At 60.1% G+C, this 18,523-nt stretch carries 16 protein-coding genes; 3 read left to right on the top strand and 13 right to left on the bottom strand.

From position 1 onward, the window contains the following. Positions 1-4: 4 nt before the first annotated feature. From V1283_RS13205 to V1283_RS13175, 7 genes are all read right to left on the bottom strand, one after another. Positions 5-940 (bottom strand): alpha/beta fold hydrolase, encoded by a 936-nt coding sequence (locus tag V1283_RS13205; RefSeq protein ID WP_334386914.1) that lies wholly within the window; start codon positions 938-940, stop codon positions 5-7. Positions 941-969: 29 nt separating this feature from the next. Then, the gene (locus V1283_RS13200; RefSeq protein ID WP_334386913.1) at positions 970-1,815 is read right to left on the bottom strand and encodes an enoyl-CoA hydratase-related protein; all 846 of its coding nucleotides are present in this window, start codon (positions 1,813-1,815) and stop codon (positions 970-972) included. Positions 1,816-1,849: 34 nt separating this feature from the next. After that, positions 1,850-3,088, bottom strand: a complete 1,239-nt coding sequence (locus V1283_RS13195; RefSeq protein ID WP_334386912.1) for an acyl-CoA dehydrogenase family protein — start codon at positions 3,086-3,088, stop codon at positions 1,850-1,852. Between the two features lie 86 nt (positions 3,089-3,174). Continuing rightward, positions 3,175-4,143: a 3-hydroxyacyl-CoA dehydrogenase NAD-binding domain-containing protein gene (locus tag V1283_RS13190; protein WP_334386911.1), complete on the bottom strand. Its 969-nt coding sequence runs from the start codon at positions 4,141-4,143 to the stop codon at positions 3,175-3,177. Between the two features lie 21 nt (positions 4,144-4,164). Continuing rightward, positions 4,165-4,983, bottom strand: a complete 819-nt coding sequence (locus V1283_RS13185) for a 3-hydroxyacyl-CoA dehydrogenase (protein WP_334386910.1) — start codon at positions 4,981-4,983, stop codon at positions 4,165-4,167. A 636-nt stretch (positions 4,984-5,619) separates the two neighbouring features. After that, on the bottom strand, positions 5,620-6,525 hold the full coding sequence (locus tag V1283_RS13180) for a helix-turn-helix domain-containing protein (RefSeq protein ID WP_334386909.1): 906 nt from the start codon (positions 6,523-6,525) through the stop codon (positions 5,620-5,622). A 359-nt stretch (positions 6,526-6,884) separates the two neighbouring features. Beyond that, on the bottom strand, positions 6,885-8,306 hold the full coding sequence (locus V1283_RS13175) for an aldehyde dehydrogenase family protein (RefSeq protein WP_334386908.1): 1,422 nt from the start codon (positions 8,304-8,306) through the stop codon (positions 6,885-6,887). A gap of 146 nt (positions 8,307-8,452) precedes the next feature. On the opposite strand from V1283_RS13175, the gene V1283_RS13170 reads away from it, so the two are divergent. Continuing rightward, a complete protein-coding gene (locus tag V1283_RS13170; RefSeq protein WP_334386907.1) occupies positions 8,453-9,304 on the top strand; it encodes a LysR family transcriptional regulator in 852 nt (283 codons plus the stop codon). Positions 9,305-9,430: 126 nt separating this feature from the next. Continuing rightward, entirely contained in the window at positions 9,431-10,516 is a 1,086-nt protein-coding gene (locus tag V1283_RS13165; RefSeq protein ID WP_334386906.1) for an IS5 family transposase, read from the top strand. 669 nt (positions 10,517-11,185) lie between these two features. Here V1283_RS13165 and V1283_RS13160 read toward each other — a convergent pair. The 6 genes from V1283_RS13160 to V1283_RS13135 all read right to left on the bottom strand — a co-directional run bounded on the left by V1283_RS13160 (position 11,186) and on the right by V1283_RS13135 (position 16,775). Then, positions 11,186-12,679, bottom strand: coding sequence for an ATP-dependent helicase (locus V1283_RS13160; protein ID WP_334386905.1), 1,494 nt, complete (start codon positions 12,677-12,679; stop codon positions 11,186-11,188). Next, a complete protein-coding gene (locus V1283_RS13155; protein ID WP_334386904.1) occupies positions 12,676-14,058 on the bottom strand; it encodes an ATP-dependent nuclease in 1,383 nt (460 codons plus the stop codon). The genes V1283_RS13160 and V1283_RS13155 overlap by 4 nt, the downstream gene beginning before the upstream one ends. A gap of 185 nt (positions 14,059-14,243) precedes the next feature. Further along, positions 14,244-15,376 (bottom strand): IS3 family transposase gene (locus tag V1283_RS13150; protein WP_334386903.1). Its coding sequence is split into 2 segments (ribosomal slippage): positions 14,244-15,121 and positions 15,121-15,376, totalling 1,134 coding nucleotides; the frame shifts between segments, so codons are not numbered across the junction. Positions 15,377-15,441: 65 nt separating this feature from the next. Beyond that, positions 15,442-15,723, bottom strand: coding sequence for an AAA family ATPase (locus V1283_RS13145; RefSeq protein ID WP_334386902.1), 282 nt, complete (start codon positions 15,721-15,723; stop codon positions 15,442-15,444). A gap of 218 nt (positions 15,724-15,941) precedes the next feature. Further along, a complete protein-coding gene (locus V1283_RS13140) occupies positions 15,942-16,169 on the bottom strand; it encodes a hypothetical protein (RefSeq protein ID WP_334386901.1) in 228 nt (75 codons plus the stop codon). A 33-nt stretch (positions 16,170-16,202) separates the two neighbouring features. Further along, on the bottom strand, positions 16,203-16,775 hold the full coding sequence (locus V1283_RS13135; protein ID WP_334386900.1) for a site-specific integrase: 573 nt from the start codon (positions 16,773-16,775) through the stop codon (positions 16,203-16,205). 418 nt (positions 16,776-17,193) lie between these two features. Between V1283_RS13135 and V1283_RS13130 the strand changes: the two genes are divergently transcribed. Continuing rightward, positions 17,194-18,519 (top strand): hypothetical protein, encoded by a 1,326-nt coding sequence (locus V1283_RS13130; protein ID WP_334386899.1) that lies wholly within the window; start codon positions 17,194-17,196, stop codon positions 18,517-18,519. Positions 18,520-18,523 lie beyond the last annotated feature (4 nt).

Below are 18,523 nucleotides of genomic sequence, written 5' to 3'. Positions count from 1 at the left end.
CTCCTTAGAGTTGAAGTTCGGGCGCGATTGAAACGCGGCGGTGATCGTCGTTCAACTTTTCCAGTGTTCGGGAAATCCAGCCGAGCAGGCGGGTTTGAACGTCGCGCCGGTTGATCTCGTTCAGCATCTCGTGGCGGCCGCCCGGATAGATATCGACGGAGACGTTGCGCAACCCCGCGTCCCGGTAGCGGCAGATCAAGGTGTGAAGCCCGCGGCGCTGCTGCCCGACCGGGTCTTCGCTTCCGGAGAACAGATAGAGCGGCAGATCGCCGCGGATCCGGCGGAGTGCGGCCGGATCGGCCAACCGCGGCGCGGCGCCGAGAAAGGACCTAAGCGCCTCGGGGCGCAGTTCAGCGAAGCAAAGGGGGTCTGCCATGAACGCATCGACGATCGCCTGATCGCGGCACAGCCAGTCGAAACGCGTGCGCGCCGGCTCGAAGGCGGCGTTGAGGAGGTCGCTGCCAGCGGTCTCCAGGAGCGCGGTCCGGGCCAGGCCCTCAAGCGCTCCCGATCCCGAGAGGATCAAACCATCAATCTCGTGGCTGTGGTCGATGACGTATCTTTGCGCGGCAAAGGACCCCATGCCGTGCCCCAGCAGGAGCAGCGGCAGGCCGGGATTTTCCTCTCTGGCGAGCTCGCTCAGGCGGACCATGTCTTGGACGAGAAGTTCAAAGCCGCCCCTGCCTAATTCTCCCAATTGCGAGTGGACCGAGAGGCCGTGCCCGCGATGGTCGTTGGCGTAGACGATGAGACCTGCCGCAACGAGCGCATCGACGGTGCCGCCGTAACGCCCCATGTGTTCGCCCAACCCGTGAGCGATCTGAACAACAGCGCGGGCCGGGCCACGGTTGCCCCAGCGGGCGCACGCGATGCACAGTCCGTCTGAACTGGTCAGCCGGAATCGCTCTGTCGAAACTGGGGTGGGAGAAGGGGTTACCATGGCAAGTGTCCGGTCTCGCTCGCGCAAATTCACCGTCCCTGAAACTGCGGTGCGCGTTTCTCGAGGAAGGCGGAAGTGCCTTCCTTCTCGTCTTCGGTTGCCGCGCAAATGCCGAAGTAGGAGGCTTCGAGCGCAAACCCCTCGGCCTGGCTGATGTCCATCCCCTTGTTGGCTGCTTCCAGAGAGAACTTCACGGCGATCGGCGCGTTGGCCGCGATCTGCTTCAGAATCGCCTCGGCACGAGCGATAAGACTGGCCGCGGGGACAACTTCGTTGACGAGGCCAATGCGATAGGCCTCCTGCGCGGCAATCGTCTCGCCGGTTAAGATCAGTTGCAACGCACGACCCTTGCCGACCAGACGCGGCAGGCGTTGCGTGCCGCCCCCGCCGGGCAACAGGCCCAGCTTGACTTCGGGCTGGCCAAATTTGGCGTGCTCCGCCGCAATCCTCATCGTACAGGCCATTGCCGTCTCGCAACCGCCGCCGAGTGCAAAACCGTTGATCGCCGCGACGACCGGCTTGCCGAGATTTTCGACAAGATCGAGCACCCCCTGCCCCAACCGGCTGGATTCCTCCGCGTTATAGGCATCGACATGCGCGAGTTCACTGATGTCAGCGCCGGCGATGAAAGCCTTGTCGCCGGTGCCGGTCAGGATCACGCCGTGCACCGACGCATCGGCCTTCGCATCCTCAAAGGCGGCCTGCAAATCGGTCCATGTCGGCGTGTTGAGCGCGTTCAGCACCTTGGGTCGATTGACCGTCACATAGGCGATCGAACCCTTTTTCTCGTACTTCACGTTCGCGAGGGCCAATGCCGCCCTTGGCAAAAGGTTGGATGTTTTTATAGACGATGCAGCTGGCGAAACCATCATCATATCTCCTAGATGGGAGCGGCCGGCCCCCGGGATCTCACACGAAGGCGCCGTGACCCGTGATGGCTTTGCCGATGATCAGATTTTGCATCTGATACGTACCTTCGTAGGAATACAGCGCTTCCGCATCAGAGAAGAAACGCGCGAGGTTGTAGTCGGCGACAATGCCGTTGCCGCCCAGGACCTCGCGGCCCCATGCGACCGTCTCGCGCGATTTCGCCGTACAGAACGACTTCGCCAGCGCGGCATGATGGTCGTCAAGCTTACCTTCATCATCGAGCTGCGCGAGGCGAAGCATCAGGCACTGGCACGCGGTCAGATTGCCAAGCATCTTGGCCAAGAGATCCTGAATCAGCTGAAAGGAAGCGATCGGCTTGCCGAATTGCAGCCGCTCCTGGGCGTATTTGAGGGTTGCCTCGTATGCACCCATCTGGATGCCGGTTGACGCCCAACCCACCATGTACCGCGTCATCCTCAGCACCCGAGCCGTGTCACGGAAAGAGTTCCCGCCCAGCAGGCGGTTCGCTTCGGGCACACGTACGTCTTTGAGGGTGATCTGGCCATTCTGGACCACCTTGAGCGCAATCTTGTGCTCGATCTTCTCAACGCTGAAGCCCGGTGTCGACTTGTTCTCGACGATGAAACCCTTGACCTGTTTGTCCGCGAGATCGCGCGCCCAGATGATCGAAAGGTCGCACCAAGTCGAGTTGCCGATCCACCGCTTCTGGCCATTGAGAATCCAGGTGTCGCCCTCGCGCTTGGCGGTCGTGGTCAACCCGCCGCTCGCTCCCGAACCGACCAGCGGCTCGGTCAGCCCGAAACATCCGATCTTTTCGTATCGGGCCATTTGCGGCAGCCATTTCTGCTTCTGCTCCTCGGAGCCGTCGAGATAGATCGAGCCCATCGCGAGGCCGCTATGAACGCCCCAGAACGTGCAGATCGAAGCATCGACGCGCGCGATCTCCATCGTGACGAAGCCGTACAGCTTTTGGCTGCCGCCGGCGCAGCCGTAACCCTGGTAGCCGAGCCCGCCGATGCCGATTTCCTTGAATGATGGCAGCAGCTCGAACGGAAACGCGTCATTGGACCAGTACTTGTTGATGATCGGCTGGACCTTGGCCTGCATATAGGTCCGCACCTTCGTGACGACCGCTTTCTCCTGGGGTGTGAGGAGCTCGATCAGCTGATAGAAGTCGCCATTCGGTGCGGGCACCGGCTTTGGTGTGGCGGCCTTGCTTGCTGCGGTGGGCTTGGTTGCTGAGGTTGCAGTGGACATTAAAGACTCCTTTGGCTGCGGCCTCGAGGCCGAAAAATTGAAGGATGTGTCGGATGGGTGCTCGATCGCGCCGACGGCGCCTGGTCTCAGGCGACCGGCTCCGGCGACTTCTTTTGGCTGGACCCGGCAAACTTGTTCCGTAGCTCGATGAGGCCAAGCAGGACTTCGTCACGCTCCACTGCGAGCTCTTGAATGCTGCGCGATCCGGCTTCGGCATGAACGCTGGCGATCAGCTTCTTTTGCACGTCCGGAGTCAGCACCGGCGAGCCGAGCGTCTTCCACCACGCCGTCATCGGGCCGGTGAACTGCTGAAAGAAGTGCTCGATGCCGCCCGGACCGCCGCCCAGATGATTGAGCACCATGTTGCCCATGATGCCCCAGCGCAGTCCCGGGCCCCAGCTCAGGGCCGTGTCGACGTCAGCAGCGCTCACCACACCCTCGGCAACGAGGTAGACCTCACGCGCGAGTGCTGCTTGCAAGCGGTTGGCAACGTGGCCCGGCATCTCCTGGTTGAGGCGCACCGTCCGTTGCCCGATCGAGGTGTAAAATTCCGCTGCGCGCTGGATCGTCGCTTCCGAGGTCTTGGCGCCGCCTACGATCTCGACCAGCGGAATCAGGTGCGGCGGATCGAACGGATGGGCGATGACACAGCGCTCGGGATGGGATGCAGCGCCCTTCTGGATTTCGCTCATCGTGAGCCCCGACGAGCTCGATGCGATAATCACGTCGGGCGGCAGTAACTGGTCGAGCTGCCCATAGAGCTTCTGCTTGAAATCGATCCGCTCGGGCCCGTTCTCCTGGACGAGGTCGACACCGGCGAGCGCCTGCGCGAGGTCGGCCGAAAACTTCAGATTCGACTGTGAGGCTCCCGCCGACAGGCCCAAGCGCTTGAGCGCCGGCCAGGCGGTCTCCACGAACTTCCGGAGCGAAGCTTCCGCGCTCGGCGCGATGTCGGTTGCGACGACTTGTAGTCCTTTGGCAAGATATAGCGCGGTCCAGCTCGCACCGATCACGCCGGTGCCGATGATGCCGATGCGTCCAATAGACTTGGTCATGTCATGTCTCCAATGCGATCGTCAGACTTCGGCGTAGGCGATGCCTGTGAGATTGCCTTGTGCTTCGAGGACATTTCGTTCACTCGATCCATCGAGCCGTGCGGAGAAGATTGAGCCGGCGAAATCGGTGACGAACATGCGGTCGTGTGGGATGTCGAGCGCGATACCGATCCCCTCCATGAGGTGGGTCACCACGATCTCCGGCTCGGCAGGTCTGTTGTCGATCGAAGCCCGGTTCACCGTGTTGCCGCGCGGAGGATCACCGCGGTCGGTCCAGTAGAGAACACGGTTCTTGTGGTCGAGCTCGAGATCGATCGGCTCCGGCAGGGCGTCGTAGAAGATCTCGATGTCGGTCCGGGTCGTTGCAGTCTGACCGGCGGGAATCTCGACATTGGCACGGGAGATGCGGCCGAGCCCGGCATTGTCTGGGCCTTTTTGGCTCCAGTAGATCTTCTGATGCTTCGGATCGATCGCCAGCCCAACACACCATCGTGTCGCATCCCGGCTATCGGCTTCGCCGCGCCCGGTCTCAATGAGCGTCTCAAGCTTCGAGCCGTCGATATTGCAGCGCATGACGCGCATGCCCTCGCGGTCGCACCAATAGAGCTTTCCACTCTTCTTATCGAGGATGATCTGCTTCGGACTGTGGGTGCTTCCCAGCGCGACGATTGTCTTGCGATTCTTGCCGTCGATGTCGGCGCGCTCGACCGAGCCGTCGTTCAGGCTCGGGATGCCCATATTGGTCCAATAGATGTAACCAGCCGCGGCATCGACGACGATGCCGTCAGGCAAATGGCAATCCGACACGATCGTCTTGCGGTCAGAACCGTCCGTATTCATGGAGTGAATACGGCCAGCGTTCAGCTCAAGGACAAAAAGGCGCGGGATAGCCCTCGCGATAGCGTCTTGAGAAGATTTCAATAACGGCCTCGACATGTCGTACCTCTTTCATCTTTTGCGATCTGGATCGTGTTGGCTCAAAACTCGACCGTGGTTATGCCGCGCAACCCCATGATCATCTTTGACGGGGCTGTTGTTGCTGGAACGGTTCTGCTTCTAACTCCACTTCTGAAGAGCACGATGCTTTCGCCTCTCTGCGAACAACCGCAAACCAGGTCGAGCGCAGCGTTGGAAATGTTCGTGCAACCGCTGGCGGAACTCCAACGCCACGGTCCGGCAATCCTGAACTTCGGCTCAGCGTTGGATTGGGGCGCGCCAATCCACCTGATTTGCCAGTCAGGGCTGTGTTGTAAGTAAAGTTCACTCGCGGCTCTGGAGATCTTTTCGGCGGCGTGCTTGTCGGTATCGCAGGCCGGTTCGAACTGTTGCGAGAGACCCGCAGGATCGCATCGAAGTCGATGGAGTGCCCGGCGTATGCGCGTGGCCCAACGTGAGGTCGTTCGGATCGCTGGACCACGCTCGATGTTACCCGATCCGCCTTTTTTAAGCGGTCATGATAACTACGGTGCGCACCTGCTATCGCTGGAGAATCCGACGCCACGCGCCGGGACTTACGCCGACCGCCTGTCTGAAAACTCGCGTTAGGTGACTTTGGTCGCTGAAACCGCACTCGGTGGCCACATCTGATAGCGACAGCCCGCCATCGCGCAGCTTTTCCTTGGATAGGGCGACGCGCTGCTCGATTAGCCACTTGTGCGGCGCCACTCCCAGCGTGCGACGGAAGGCGTGCGAGAAATAACCCGCTGACAGGCCACACTCTCGCGCCACCTCCTTAAGAGGCACACCGCGCTTGATGTTGGCAAGGAGAACTTCCCTTGCGCGTCGCTCCTGCCATGGCGCGAGCCCACCCCGGACCAGCCGCGACATTGGCCGCATGCCTCCATAGGTCTGAGCGACATGCGCCCCGACTGCCAGCAGGACGTGGTCGAGAAACAACGGGTTGGCTTGGTCGGGATGGCTGAGCGCTGGCAGCAGTAAGCTCCCCAGGCCGGAAATCGTGATGTCGTTGACGCCCGCGCCGGGCTTATAGCTCAAATCGCGAATTCGTGGCGCGTTGGCGTCGTCCGCGATCGCGTCCAGCGCCGCACGCGGCAGATAAAAAATCAGAGCGTGAAAGGCCTTGTCGGGAAAAGCGGTGGGATCTCGCTTCAGATCATGGAGGCAACTCTCGCCAGCCCGCAAGTCGCACACCGACACTCGTCGGCCATCCTCCCAATATTCGCGATTGCGCGAATCGCGGAGGTGCCAACTGACAATAAAAGCATCTTCCCGCGGAATCGGACCGCGCTTTTCCCGCAACGGATTATCACATCGAATCTCCGTGACCGCTATATCAGCTGTGCGCAAGGCCCGGGTAACGATCGCGGGTCCGCTTTCGACTCGCAATACCCCACCAAGCCGTTGTCCATAAGCCTCGGTCATCGCTCAACCAATCGCTCAAAAGGAATAAACTGTTGATCCGCATTTTGTAGCTCCCTGGATCTGACGTCGCGACTGGCATCGGAAACGGTCGTCGTCGATAAGGCCGTTCCGTCACATGAGCGTCAACTGTCAATCCGGTGGCGACAATCCCACACTTGTTCAAGTAATTCTTGAACGAACGTGATCCCGGCTGTCCGAATATGCTCTTTTAGGGCGCGGGCTTATTAACACGCCAAGCGCGGATGGATGCGAGCTAGAGCGAGTTTTGTTGACGTCGATTTCGTAGGTCGTTGCTGTCCATGAGCTGTCTATTTCAGGCCGGCTGACCTTGGCGCCGGCAATGTTGACGATTTGACATGTCAGACGGGGTTTAGGCCGAGCAGGGATTTCGGCTCAAGAAATGCCTCCATTCCGAAGTCGCCGTATTCGCGGCCGATGCCGGATTGCTTGAAGCCGCCAAAGGGTGCCATCGGCTCGTGCGCCAGCGTGTTGATCAGCACGCGACCAGCGACGATCCGATCGGCCACCCGTCGCGCACGAGCCACGTCGCCGGACAGCACGTACGCTTGCAGGCCGTAGACTGTGTCGTTGGCGATAGCAATCGCCTCTTCGTCTTCTTCATAGGGAATGATCGACAGCACCGGCCCGAAGATTTCCTCGCGCGCAATGGTCATGTCATTGCGGACGTTGGTGAACAGCGTCGGCCGCACGAACCAGCCGTCGAGCCCGTCCGGCCTACCCTCGCCGCCGGCAAGCAGCGTGCCCTCGTCGATACCGATACGGACATAACGTTGAACGCGATCCCATTGTTTCTGGCTGACCATCGGGCCGACAGTCGTTTCCGGATCGCGCGGATCACCGGTTTTGACCTTTCCGACCGCCGCCTTCGCAAGCTCTTCCACCTCGCCGAGGCGGCTCCGTGGCACGAGGACGCGTGTGCCGGCGATGCAGGCCTGTCCGCTGTTCATGAAGCCCGCACCGAGGGCCAACGGAATCGCCTGCGCCAGATTGGCATCGTCCAGAATGACGGTGGGAGACTTGCCGCCAAGTTCGAGCGTGATCCTCTTCATCGTTTCCGCGCCGGCCCGCAGGATTGCCTTGCCGACTGCGGTCGAACCGGTGAAGGAAATCTTCGCGACATCGGGATGGTTGGTGATCTCGGTGCCGACCACCTCACCCCGGCCGGTGACGATGTTGAACACGCCGGCTGGCAATCCGGCCTCATGCAGTGCTTCGGTTACCACCTGCGTCTGGATCGCGCTCATCTCGCTTGGCTTGACGACCGCCGTGCAACCAGCAGCGATTGCAGCAGCGAGCTTGCCGCAAATGAAGCCGGCATCGCTGTTCCAGGGCGTGATGAGACCGGCGACGCCCAAGGGCTCCATCGTCACCTCGGCCGTGCCGACGCGACGCGTAAAGCGATAGTCCTCCAGAACCCGTGCCATATCGAGCAGGACATCTGCCGGGTGGTCAGCCATAAAGCCGGCACGCGAGACGGGCGCGCCATACTCTTCGACGATTGCTTCCAGCAGTTGCTCGCGACGCGCCTTGATGGCGGCGTGCATCCGCCGCAACAGGGCGATGCGATCGGTCCTGCTCGTGCGCGCGAAGGCCGGGAAGGCGCGTTTGGCGGCGGCGATAGCGGCGCGTGTATCCTGCTCGTCAGCGAGGCGCACCTGGCCGATGACCTTCGTCGTCGCAGGGTTGTGGAGGTCGAACAGTTCGGTCCCGTGCGGTGTGACGAAGCTGCCGTTGATATAGATCTTGTCGATGAAGCGCATGGCACTCTCTCCCAGAGAACGGTGGATGAACCGTGAGATAGGGCACTGTCGTTGGCCTGATAAGATGTATAATTCCGCATGATCTGGTGCAGGAATCCGGACAATGAGGTCATCGGGACTGATCGAACTGGACGCGGTGCTGACGGTTGGCGCGCCACCGCGGCTTCCGAGCGGCCGCTACCGAACTCGGCATGTCGCGCTCGGCGTTGAGCCATGCCATCGCCGCGCTGGAGGCAAAACTCGGCGTGCGCCTGTTCCACCGAACGACCCGAAGTGTCTCGCTGACCGAGGCCGGCGAGCAGTTCGTTTCCGGCGTTGCGCCAGCGCTGGGCCAGATCAGGGAAGCGATGGCGCGGGCGGGAAGCCATCGAGACACGCCGGCCGGCACACTGCGCATCAATACATCGGCGGGCGCGGCACGGCAGATGGAGCCGCTGGTGTTCGAGTATCTGCGCCGATATCCCGACATGACGGTCGACATCGTCACTGAGGGACGACTGGTCGACATTGTCGTCGATGGGTTCGACGCCGGCGTGCGCCTGGCTGAACTGGTGCCGCAAGACATGATCGCCGTGCCGCTGGGGCCCGATCAACGGTTCGCAGTTGTCGGATCGCCCGCCTATTTCAAGCAGCATCCGAAGCCGCGCACGCCTGCCGATCTCTCAAGGCACCGCTGTATCCGCAGCCGACTGCCCAGCGGTGGCATCTATCGTTGGGAGTTCGAGCGCCACGGCGAAGTGCTGGCGATCGACGGTGAAGGACCGCTGATCCTCGACGAGCCCAATTTAATGCTGGCGGCGGCGCGGGCCGGGTTCGGCCTCGCCTATCTCACCGAATGGAATGTCGCGGCCGACCTCGCGGCCGGCGCGCTGGTTCGCGTGCTGGATGAATGGACACCGCCCTTTCGAGGCCTGTCGCTCTATTATCCCGGACGTCGGCATGTACCCGCCGCCTTGCGCGCCATGATCGACCTGATCCGGGAAAAGGCAGTGATGTGAAAGTTTTGTTGGCGCTGCCCGACGCGTGATCAAATCGGAATTCCACTAGCAGTTTGCTGAAGAACCCCCTCGCCACTGAGGAGGCTTGATGATTCACTTTATCATCTCGAATCAGTGGAGGCGACCATGCGCGGCAGGTTTACGGATCAGGGCGGCCTGTTTTCGCACATCGCGCCGGAAAAGCGTGTGCCAGCGAACCATCCGCTGCGGAAGGTGCGGGAACTTGTCCGGGATGTTTTGAGTGATTTGAACCGCAGCCTTGGGAGGCTCTATGCCAGCGAGGGACGTCCTTCGATCCCTCCGGAGCAATTGCTGAGCGCCTTGCTGCTGCAGGTGTTCTACGGCATCCGCTCGGAACGCCAGTTGATGGAGCAACTGGACTACAATCTTTTGTATCGCTGGTTCGTGGGGCTGTCGCCGGACGATCCGGTCTGGGACCCGACCACCTTCACCAAGAACCGGGAGCGGCTGCAGAACGGCGATGTGTTCACGAAGTTCATGACCAGGCTTCTGAACCATTCTCAGGTCAAATCGCTATTGTCGGACGAGCATTTTTCGGTGGACGGAACGCTGATCGAAGCCTGGGCTTCGCAGAAGAGTTTTCGCCCTAAGGACGGCAGCGGCGATGACGATGATGGCGCCAACTTCCACGGCCAGAAGCGCAAGAACGACACCCATGCGAGTACCAGCGACCCGGACAGCAGGCTTTATCGCAAGGCGGCCGGACGGGAGGCCAAGCTTTGCTATATGGGCCACGCCACCATGGAGAACCGGCATGGGCTGGCGGTGGCCGGCAGGGTCACGCATGCCAATGGCACCGCCGAACGCCGGGCTTCGGAGACCATGCTGAAGGCGAGGCGCAAAGCCGCAGGCCGCCGCATCACGGCCGGTGAGGACAAGGCGTACGATACGGCCGATCATGTCGCCAATCTTCGCGCCATCGGCGTGACGCCGCATGTGACACAGAACCAGGCCGTCACCAAAACCGGCAAGACCCGCCACAGCGCCATCGACGAACGAACCACGCGGCATCCGGGGTACGACATGTCGCAATCGCGCCGGGCGATGGTCGAGTGCATTTTCGGATGGGGCAAGCAGCATGGCACCATGCGCAAGACCAAGCATCGGGGCATCGCTCGCGTCGCCGCCGACTTCCTGCTCAATCTGATCGCCTATAACCTGATCCGCATTCCAAAACTGCTTGCCGCTTAGCTACCCCGCGTCAGGGGGCCTCCAACACTAGGCTAGAAAATTACATCCAACTCCGCCGCGCCGCCCCAACGACGACCGGCCAGAATAAGAAAACTCTCCGTTTCATGGTTTTTCAGCATACTGCTAGAGCGTAAGGCCCAGATCGCGACCGATTTTGAGAAGCAAATTGCCAGCCTGGTCGAACAAGAGACTAGGACAGTTGATGCGATCCTCGGCGGACTTCGTGCTGCGTGATTGTCATAGGCGTGCCAGTGACAGAATCGGGGCAGAATAGACCAGAGCTTCAATGACTTGTGAGCCCGGTGAGGCGTACAACTTCCCTCAGCGCGTCCAAGTTCGCATGCGCTTGGGCGGGATAGCACAGGCTCATGATTAGCCCTGTTGTAGAGCCTATGTGTTGCCACCAATGGACGGTCTCATGCAGATAAGTTGAATAAGCGAGGATGGTCTCGCCATCCACCACTCCTGCGGGGTATACGCCCGAGGGAACGGCATCCAGTAATTGATGGATCCTTGGACTCAGCCTGAGAACGAACTGCAGAGTATTGTATAGTCCGTGCGCGTTAAGGCACGCGGCGAAGGTCGCCGGGGCTTCCAAAACAGCCTCACGCGAATTTATCAAATCGGGATCTGGCTTGGGTAGTTTGGTCATTGTGATTCTTGCGAGATTCAAACGATAAAAAGCGGACTGGGGTTGTCAGCCGAAATGACGAGCATCAACTCACTCTTTGCCCGACTGAGCGCAACATAGAGCAAGCAGCGAGCATCTGGCTTGTCTGGAAACGCCTTGGCATCGCATGGCAACACGATGACGCTCTCGCATTCAAGGCCCTTCGCCTTGTGAATGTTACTAATGGCCCGATCGGGCGGCTGGGGACGGGCGTACGCACGACGATGAGCCAAGTCGGCCAAACCATCCGCTGGACTCTCAAATTGGCCCAGGCGAACAGCGTCCCAAAACTCGCCATGACAATCGAACCGAACATTCGCAAAGTGCGGCTCCGATTGGGTAAACTCATGCAGCCGAGCGAGCATTCTAGCGGCACCTTTGTGATCAGGGGCTTCTAGCACCAGTTTCGCGAGTTCCTGGATCATGGCGGGCTTACCTCGCGTCTTCTTCGAGCAGCGGTCAATAATCTCCTCTCCCAATCGCCTCCCAAATTCAGAGGGGCTGAAACCAACGGCGACCGCGTCCATGAACTTCATTATTGCTGCCGCGATCTCTGTGGGGCCAGTGGCCTGCTCAAGCTGCTGAGCGAAAGTCTCCAGTGCTGAGCGCGTATGCCCCTCCCACAGTAAGATCCGGCGATCGAAGAAGCTTCTCAATGCGCGGGCAGTGTCATTGTAACGCGTCAGCACGAGCAGCGAAGATTGCCTTTTCTCGAACGCGTCAATGGGTCGACGGTCATGTTGTCCGAGACGATAATCAAACTTTTTCTGAGCAATGTTCGTCGCACTTACAACCTTCACGCTGGGTGGCGCGGTCCGCAGATCCACCTTGCCGCCATTCTTAAGGGCCTCTCGGGCTTTTAGCGTCCACTTTCCAAGTTCTGGACAGCCCTGCGTCCAGCGATGCGGATGATCTAGCTTATCAACCCTGTCTGCAGATCCAACCAGGCCGTCCCATGAATATGGGTTGGCTTCCTTGAATATCTTCTGCATGGGGTCCGCGAAGACTCGCAGCCGTGCGCCATTGCCGTGCAAAGACATCGCAATCGCGTGCTGGTCTGCATTGGAATCCTGATGCTCGTCGCAAATCACAATCGGATAGCGTTTGGCGACGGCCCGGCCGATCATGGGATATTGTTGAAGCAACCGCGCAACCTTTCCCGCCAATTGCGCATAGCCATCCGGCCGTTGCCGCACCCATATCATGGGATCGGCGGTAACGCCGATTCCAGCATGATAAGCGGTGGCAACCTGTGCAACGAGACTATCAATCGTCCTGATCTCGACGTGCGCGCCGATACCCCGGGTTCGCTCCGCAAAGACAGAGCAAGCCGCGTGCGTGTGGGTCAGAATGAGGACCCTCTCGCGATTATTCCCGGCGACCTCCCCTACGTAATCGGCGCCTTGATGCGTCTTCCCGCAACCTGCGGGCGCCTCAACGACGACAAGCCCGGCATCTGATCTGAGTGCTTGTCGAACGGAATCGTCGCTCACAAAGCGATGTCCGTGATTTGTGGAAGCGCCACAGCCCTGCGGACAGCATTCGCGAATGGAAGAAGCTGTTCCTTGAGGTTCGGCCATAGATCAAACGTGAAGACCTTGGCCGCCAGCTCCTGGCCTCCGTTAAGGGTCTTGAACCAATCCCGCGCATGAGACTCGAAGTGCTTCTTTTCGCTTTCCTTGCCCTCAGGAACTGTACCAGTAGCGGCTTCGATGATGAGCTGCCGCAGGTTTGCTCCGGCTTCTTCCCGAAGGACAGCGAAATCCTTGCTTTCGGCGCCCAAGCGCTCCTGCAAGCTCCGGAGACGCTTCCCTGTTTTCTCGCCGGTCGGGTCCTGGATGAAAGCTTCAAGCTCGGCTTCCTGCACCAGCTTTATGATGTTTTCTTCCAGGCAGCCGGTGGGCCAGCGAAAGAGCAGCTTTCCCAAACTTTCTTCCAACTTCTTCCATCGCGTCGGATGCTTGCCCTTCTCGTCGTCAGCGAATCCACCGAAACTCAGCCCGCCATCTGCAAGCGCCTCAAGCAAACCTAATGTCGTCTCGTGTCCGCAGCCATCAACTATGTGGATGCCTGCTTGCTCGAGAGGACTTCCAAGAGCACCCAGCAGTAGAGTGGTTGCGAATCCAACTTCAGTGACGCCCTCACAGACGATGGCAAGTCGGGACAGGAAGGCCTCGGGATCTCGCGCGCGTTGCTGCGCGACTTTTGCGCCATCAAGTTTGCCAATGTTGCCCGCATGATCCACGTACCAAAGCGTTGAGTTCGCCGCTGCAGAAATTGCGGCGGCACTATGCGTGGTAACGAAGGCCTGCGACTTGCTTGATCCCAGCTTTCCTACCAGCACACGCTGTCGGTAAGGCTCCAGGCCACGTTCGATTTCATCCACCAATGTAATGGGCGTAGCGCCCTGCGTTTGCTCGGCTATGGCTAAGGCGGACAAGCGGCGGGTTCCGGCTCCCCAGCTGCTAAGGGGTAATGGCACGCCATCGCGCTGGGCCGTCAATCCGATGAGGGCCATAACCGAGATGCCGGGAGCACCTGTTATCGAAAGGTCGAGGTCTGTTGGCAGCGATTTCTTGGCAAAGGCGTCGCTGAGCGTGGAGAGCGCGGTTTTGCTATCGTCAGTGAGAGCATCAACGACGTTGGTTTCTGCGAGTTTGCTGCTTAGCCTGGATCTCAGCGTCTTATCGGACAGCAATCGGTCCAGCGCAGAGCCCTGAACAAAACGCAAGTCCCGGTCGTTGCGATCATCGCTGCTCAAACGGACCGGACCTAGCTGGCGTCGTAGCGCCAGTGACATGCTTTCGGAGGTGCCATCTGGCTGCTTCACTTCAAAGATCAGGTCGAGTTCAGGGGTGCCGGTTACCTGCATCCAGTAGACCGGCTCGTTGTGGGCTTTGGCACCGTCTCCGTCGATGTTGGGGACGATTGGCTTCTCGCCGTCCCAATCCCACGGCCATGCAGCCTTCAGCAGATTATTGATCTTGCTGTCGTCGAGAGCCGGTTCCGGTTGTCTGAACAGATTCTCCGCGTCGATAAGTGGAGCCTCTGCCGGGGTTAGGCCGCCGCGCGGAGCGGCGGAAGGTTGAAGTAGGCTTGATCCGGGGTCATGTCGTCAAGACTCGAATGAGGACGTCGGCCGTTGTAAAAATCGAGATACCGGCCGATCGAATGTCGCGCCTCGCCGACGGTTTCGTAGGCCCGCAGATAGACCTCCTCGTATTTGACGCTGCGCCATAGCCGTTCGACGAACACATTGTCCCGCCAAGCCCCTTTGCCGTCCATGCTGATCGCGATACCATTGCTGGCGAGCAAGCCGGTGAACGCCGCGCCGGTGAACTGCGAGCCCTGATCGGTGTTGAAGATGTCCGGCTTGCCGTGACGGGCCATCGCATCCTCCAGCGTCTCGACGCAGAACGCCGCCTCCATGGTAATCGATACGCGCCATGACAGCACACGGCGGCTGAACCAGTCGAGCACCACGGCGAGATAGACGAAGCCGTGTGCCATCGGGATGTACGTGATGTCCATCGCCCACACCTGGTTGGCCCGCTCGATCGCCAGACCGCGCAGCAGATACGGATGGATCTTGTGCCCCGGTTCGGGCTTGGTGGTGCGCGGACGGCGATAGAGCGCCTCTATCCCCATCCGCCGCATCAGCGTCTTCACATGACGGCGGCCGATCTTGCACCCCTGCAAAGCCAGCAGGCCTCGCAACATACGCGAACCGGCGAAGGGATACTCCAGGTGCAGCCGATCCAGATGCCGCATGATCGCGAGGTCGGCGGACAACACCGGACGCGGCAGATAATAAACACTGCCGCGGCTGATCTTCAAAACTTCCGCCTGCTTGGTGATCGACAGATCATGTCCACGGTCGATCATCGCTTTGCGCTCAGCAATCCCGCCTTGGTGAGCGCTCCTTCTAAAAAATCGTTCTCCAGCGTCAGCTCCCCGATCTTGGCATGCAGCGACTTCACATCGACTGCAGGTGCTGCCGGCGGCCCGCCCCCAGGTCCGAAAACCTCCGAAGCATTGCCCTCAAGCTGCGATTTCCACGCCGTAATCTGATTGGGGTGAACGTCGAAATGCTCAGCCAGTTGGGCTATCGTCCGGTCGCCCTTGATGGCTGCCAGCGCCACCTTCGCCTTGAAGGCCGCTGAGTGATTCCGGCGGGCTCGTCTGCTCATGGTCTCTCCTGATTCGCAGGCCTATCGTGCCCGCCGTCAGGCAGAAACTCCACTTATCGTCCCGTTCAGATTTCCGGAACCGGCTCTTCGGGTAGCGAAAGGACTGCGTCGATAATGAAGCCGTTTTCTTCCTGCCGATCATCGTAATCAGTATCGGGCACGACGTTTGGATTGGTGGGACTCAGCAGAAGTGCGATAGCGTCGAGAATGGTTGTCTTGCCGACATCCCCACCTCCAAGAATGAGATTTAGTCCCGAAGCGGGCAGCCAGGTCATCGACTTGATAGAGCGAAACCTTTGGATCGAAAGCCTGCGGATGGTGGGAGCGGAGACAGTATCTGAGGGCATATGAACGACTTCATTGCAATTGATCGGTGCGACTCAATAGACGCCACGGTTGTGATTATAAGCGGCAAACGCATGAAGCGATATCGGTCAAGAGTATGCAAGCGGGTGCATACGCTAGAATCGGCATTGGGGAGTGCGCCTACGCGCAAAAAGGCGAGCCGCTACCGGCTCGTAAGAGGAGCCCCTCCGGGCTCTAAGCGCGTGCCCAGCTTGGCCCGCTAAACTTCAGTGTCCCTAGATTCTATAACATCGATCGTAGCCGGATTAACCCGGATTGCAGGCTCGGCTGAAATCACCGGCTTGACCTGGCGGACGGATTTCGGACGCCGTACGTTGATGGCCGAGGCATCGAGAGTATTCTTGATGTGCGCGGCATAGAACTTCTCGATCATCTCAACGCTGGTGCGGCAGTTTTTGGCGATCTGATAGATGTCTGCCCGCTCCATCAGCCTCATGCAAATATAGGTGTGCCGCAGGCTTTAGGCCGTGCGCGGCTTCGCATCACGGTCAAGCTTCAGCGTACTCTCCGCCAGCAGCCGATTGAACAGCTTAATGTGGTTGCCCGGAAACACCGGGTCGGTCGGCTGCGGATATTGCGGGGGAGCGGCAGGGCGAGGATTTCTCGCACGCTCGCGCGCCTTCCCTTGCGGGACGTACTTTGGACGGCTGAGCAAACGCTCATAAGGAAGCACCGCGCTCGGCGTACTCTTGCAATAGCCTACCCCGCGCTTTCCTCGCACTTCGATTTCCAGAATTTTCTCGCCGCGACGCCCCTCCTCCACGATCGTTATGTCGCGATGCTGCAAGTTCTTGGCTTCATCAGGCCGCAGGCCAGTGTTCCCAAGAAAGAGGACGTAGTCATGCAATTGGTCGGCGTTCCAGCGGTGATGCGGAAGGCTCGCCCTCGCATGCTCACGCGTCGCCGTATACAGTTGCTTGTATTCTTCCGGGCTGAACCAGGGGCGATGCACCACCTTGCCCTGCGACTTGTAGGGAGGTGAGAAGTCTAGGAGGTGCGCCAGCCATTCGTGACGAATGCCCTTCTTCGCCATACTGAACTAATCCACGAACCTGCTACGGAGCGTCGCCGGCTTTCCTGCTGCCGCCAGTTGAGTGCGGGGGGTCTGGACCCTAAGGGGGTCCCAAACCCCATCCCCGCACCAATTTGAGGAACACGTCCGCGAGGGCGCAAGCTTATCAGTTGGTGGGGAGACGGTCGTGGCCTGGACAAGCGCCTTTGACCAACGATCGCACATCAACCACCATGTTGGCCCGCATGGGCGCCGGCTCATGGTGGTGACGCATTCTTGATGCACCACAGGCGGTTGTTTCAAGGCTTCGTGATGGCCGACGCTGGATAGTTGTTCGCCCGCGCGAGAATAATTCATAAATCTCCTCTGAACTTATCTACGCAGCACGAGCAGCGGGGGCGCTGTTCAATTGGTCCAAAAACCTTACGGAATTCTGATGATGCCCTCAAACAATGCTCTCTCCCCGCAAGCCCTACCGCCGCGCTCATCTGCTTCAACGCTGTTGTCGAAAGGCGTCACCCGCCTCGAAGGCACGTTGAAATTTACCACCGCGATCCTCGCCCTCGCCGCCGGCGTCTATACCTTTCTCGGCGTACGCGAATTATTGAACGGCAGCCCGGGCATGGTGCTGTTTGCCGCGGTGATCTATTCGGTCGCAGTATCCGTCGGCATCTACGCGTTCTGGGTATTCCTGATGAATTTTATGCCGCACGTGAGCTTTCGCAGCGGCCGCGGCCTGATGTTCGGCTGCTTGCTGCTGGGCTCGCTGATGATCGTGGCGATGTCGTCGTGGCTCAACGCCTCGGCGCTAGCCGGCGCGGCTGCGATCCAGCAACATCTCGCGATCACCGTACAAGACTATACCCGCGATCTCGATACCACCAACACCAACGCCATCGCAGCCCAGGGACTGTTGCCGGATATTCAATTGGCATCGTCGCGCTTTGCAAAACTGGCCGACGCCGAGCGCGCCGGTTCGCTGACTGGTACCGCCGGATCCGGTACCGTGGTGCAGCTTTTGACGCAAATGTCCGGGCAGCTCGATAGTCTCGGTCAGCAGGTCCAGGCTTCGGACAAACGTGTCTCGGCCTTGTACGAGCAGGGCAGCAAAAGTCTCGCCAAGATGCGCGAATTGATAAGCGATCGCGGGCCGATTGCGGCCCGCAGCGACGCATTGGCGACCGAGTCGCTGACGCTCATGGGCGTGATCGCCAATCTGCAGCAGACTTCTGTGGCGCCCGCGGTCAAGCGCGCGGCGGCGTCGCTGTCGTCGAGCTTCATTGCGCCTTCCGCGGGAGGCCGCACATCCGATCTGGCGGATCGTCAGACCGCGGTTGTCGGCAAGGTGGAAAGCTCGATTGCCGCACAGGCGGCGTCGCTCTCGGACGCCGCAGACAAGATCCTGGCAATGCCGAAGGTCGAACCGATCAGGTTTCAGACGCTGTCGCCCGCCGAAGCAGTATTGCGTTACGCCGGCGATTTCATCCCGAGCTGGGCCGGCGCGATCTCGATCGATCTGATGCCGGCAGTGCTGGTGCTGATCCTTTGCGTGGTTCACGCCGCGATCAGGCGCGAAGGGCTTCCGGCGTTCACGGCCTCTGACATGACCGCGGGCGAATTGGTCGCGGCGCTGCAAATGGCGCGCGAGGTCGGGGAAGCGCAGCCCAGAGCGCCGGCCGAATTAAAGCCGCAGCGCGAAAGCGGTGCCGAGCCGACGGTAGACGAAAACGTTACCGCGCTGCCGGCGGCGCGCCACACCAAATAGCGGC

It is taken from the genome of Bradyrhizobium sp. AZCC 2262, assembly GCF_036924535.1.
In the GTDB taxonomy this organism is placed as follows: domain Bacteria; phylum Pseudomonadota; class Alphaproteobacteria; order Rhizobiales; family Xanthobacteraceae; genus Bradyrhizobium.
This window is presented reverse-complemented; position numbering and strand designations above follow the sequence as displayed.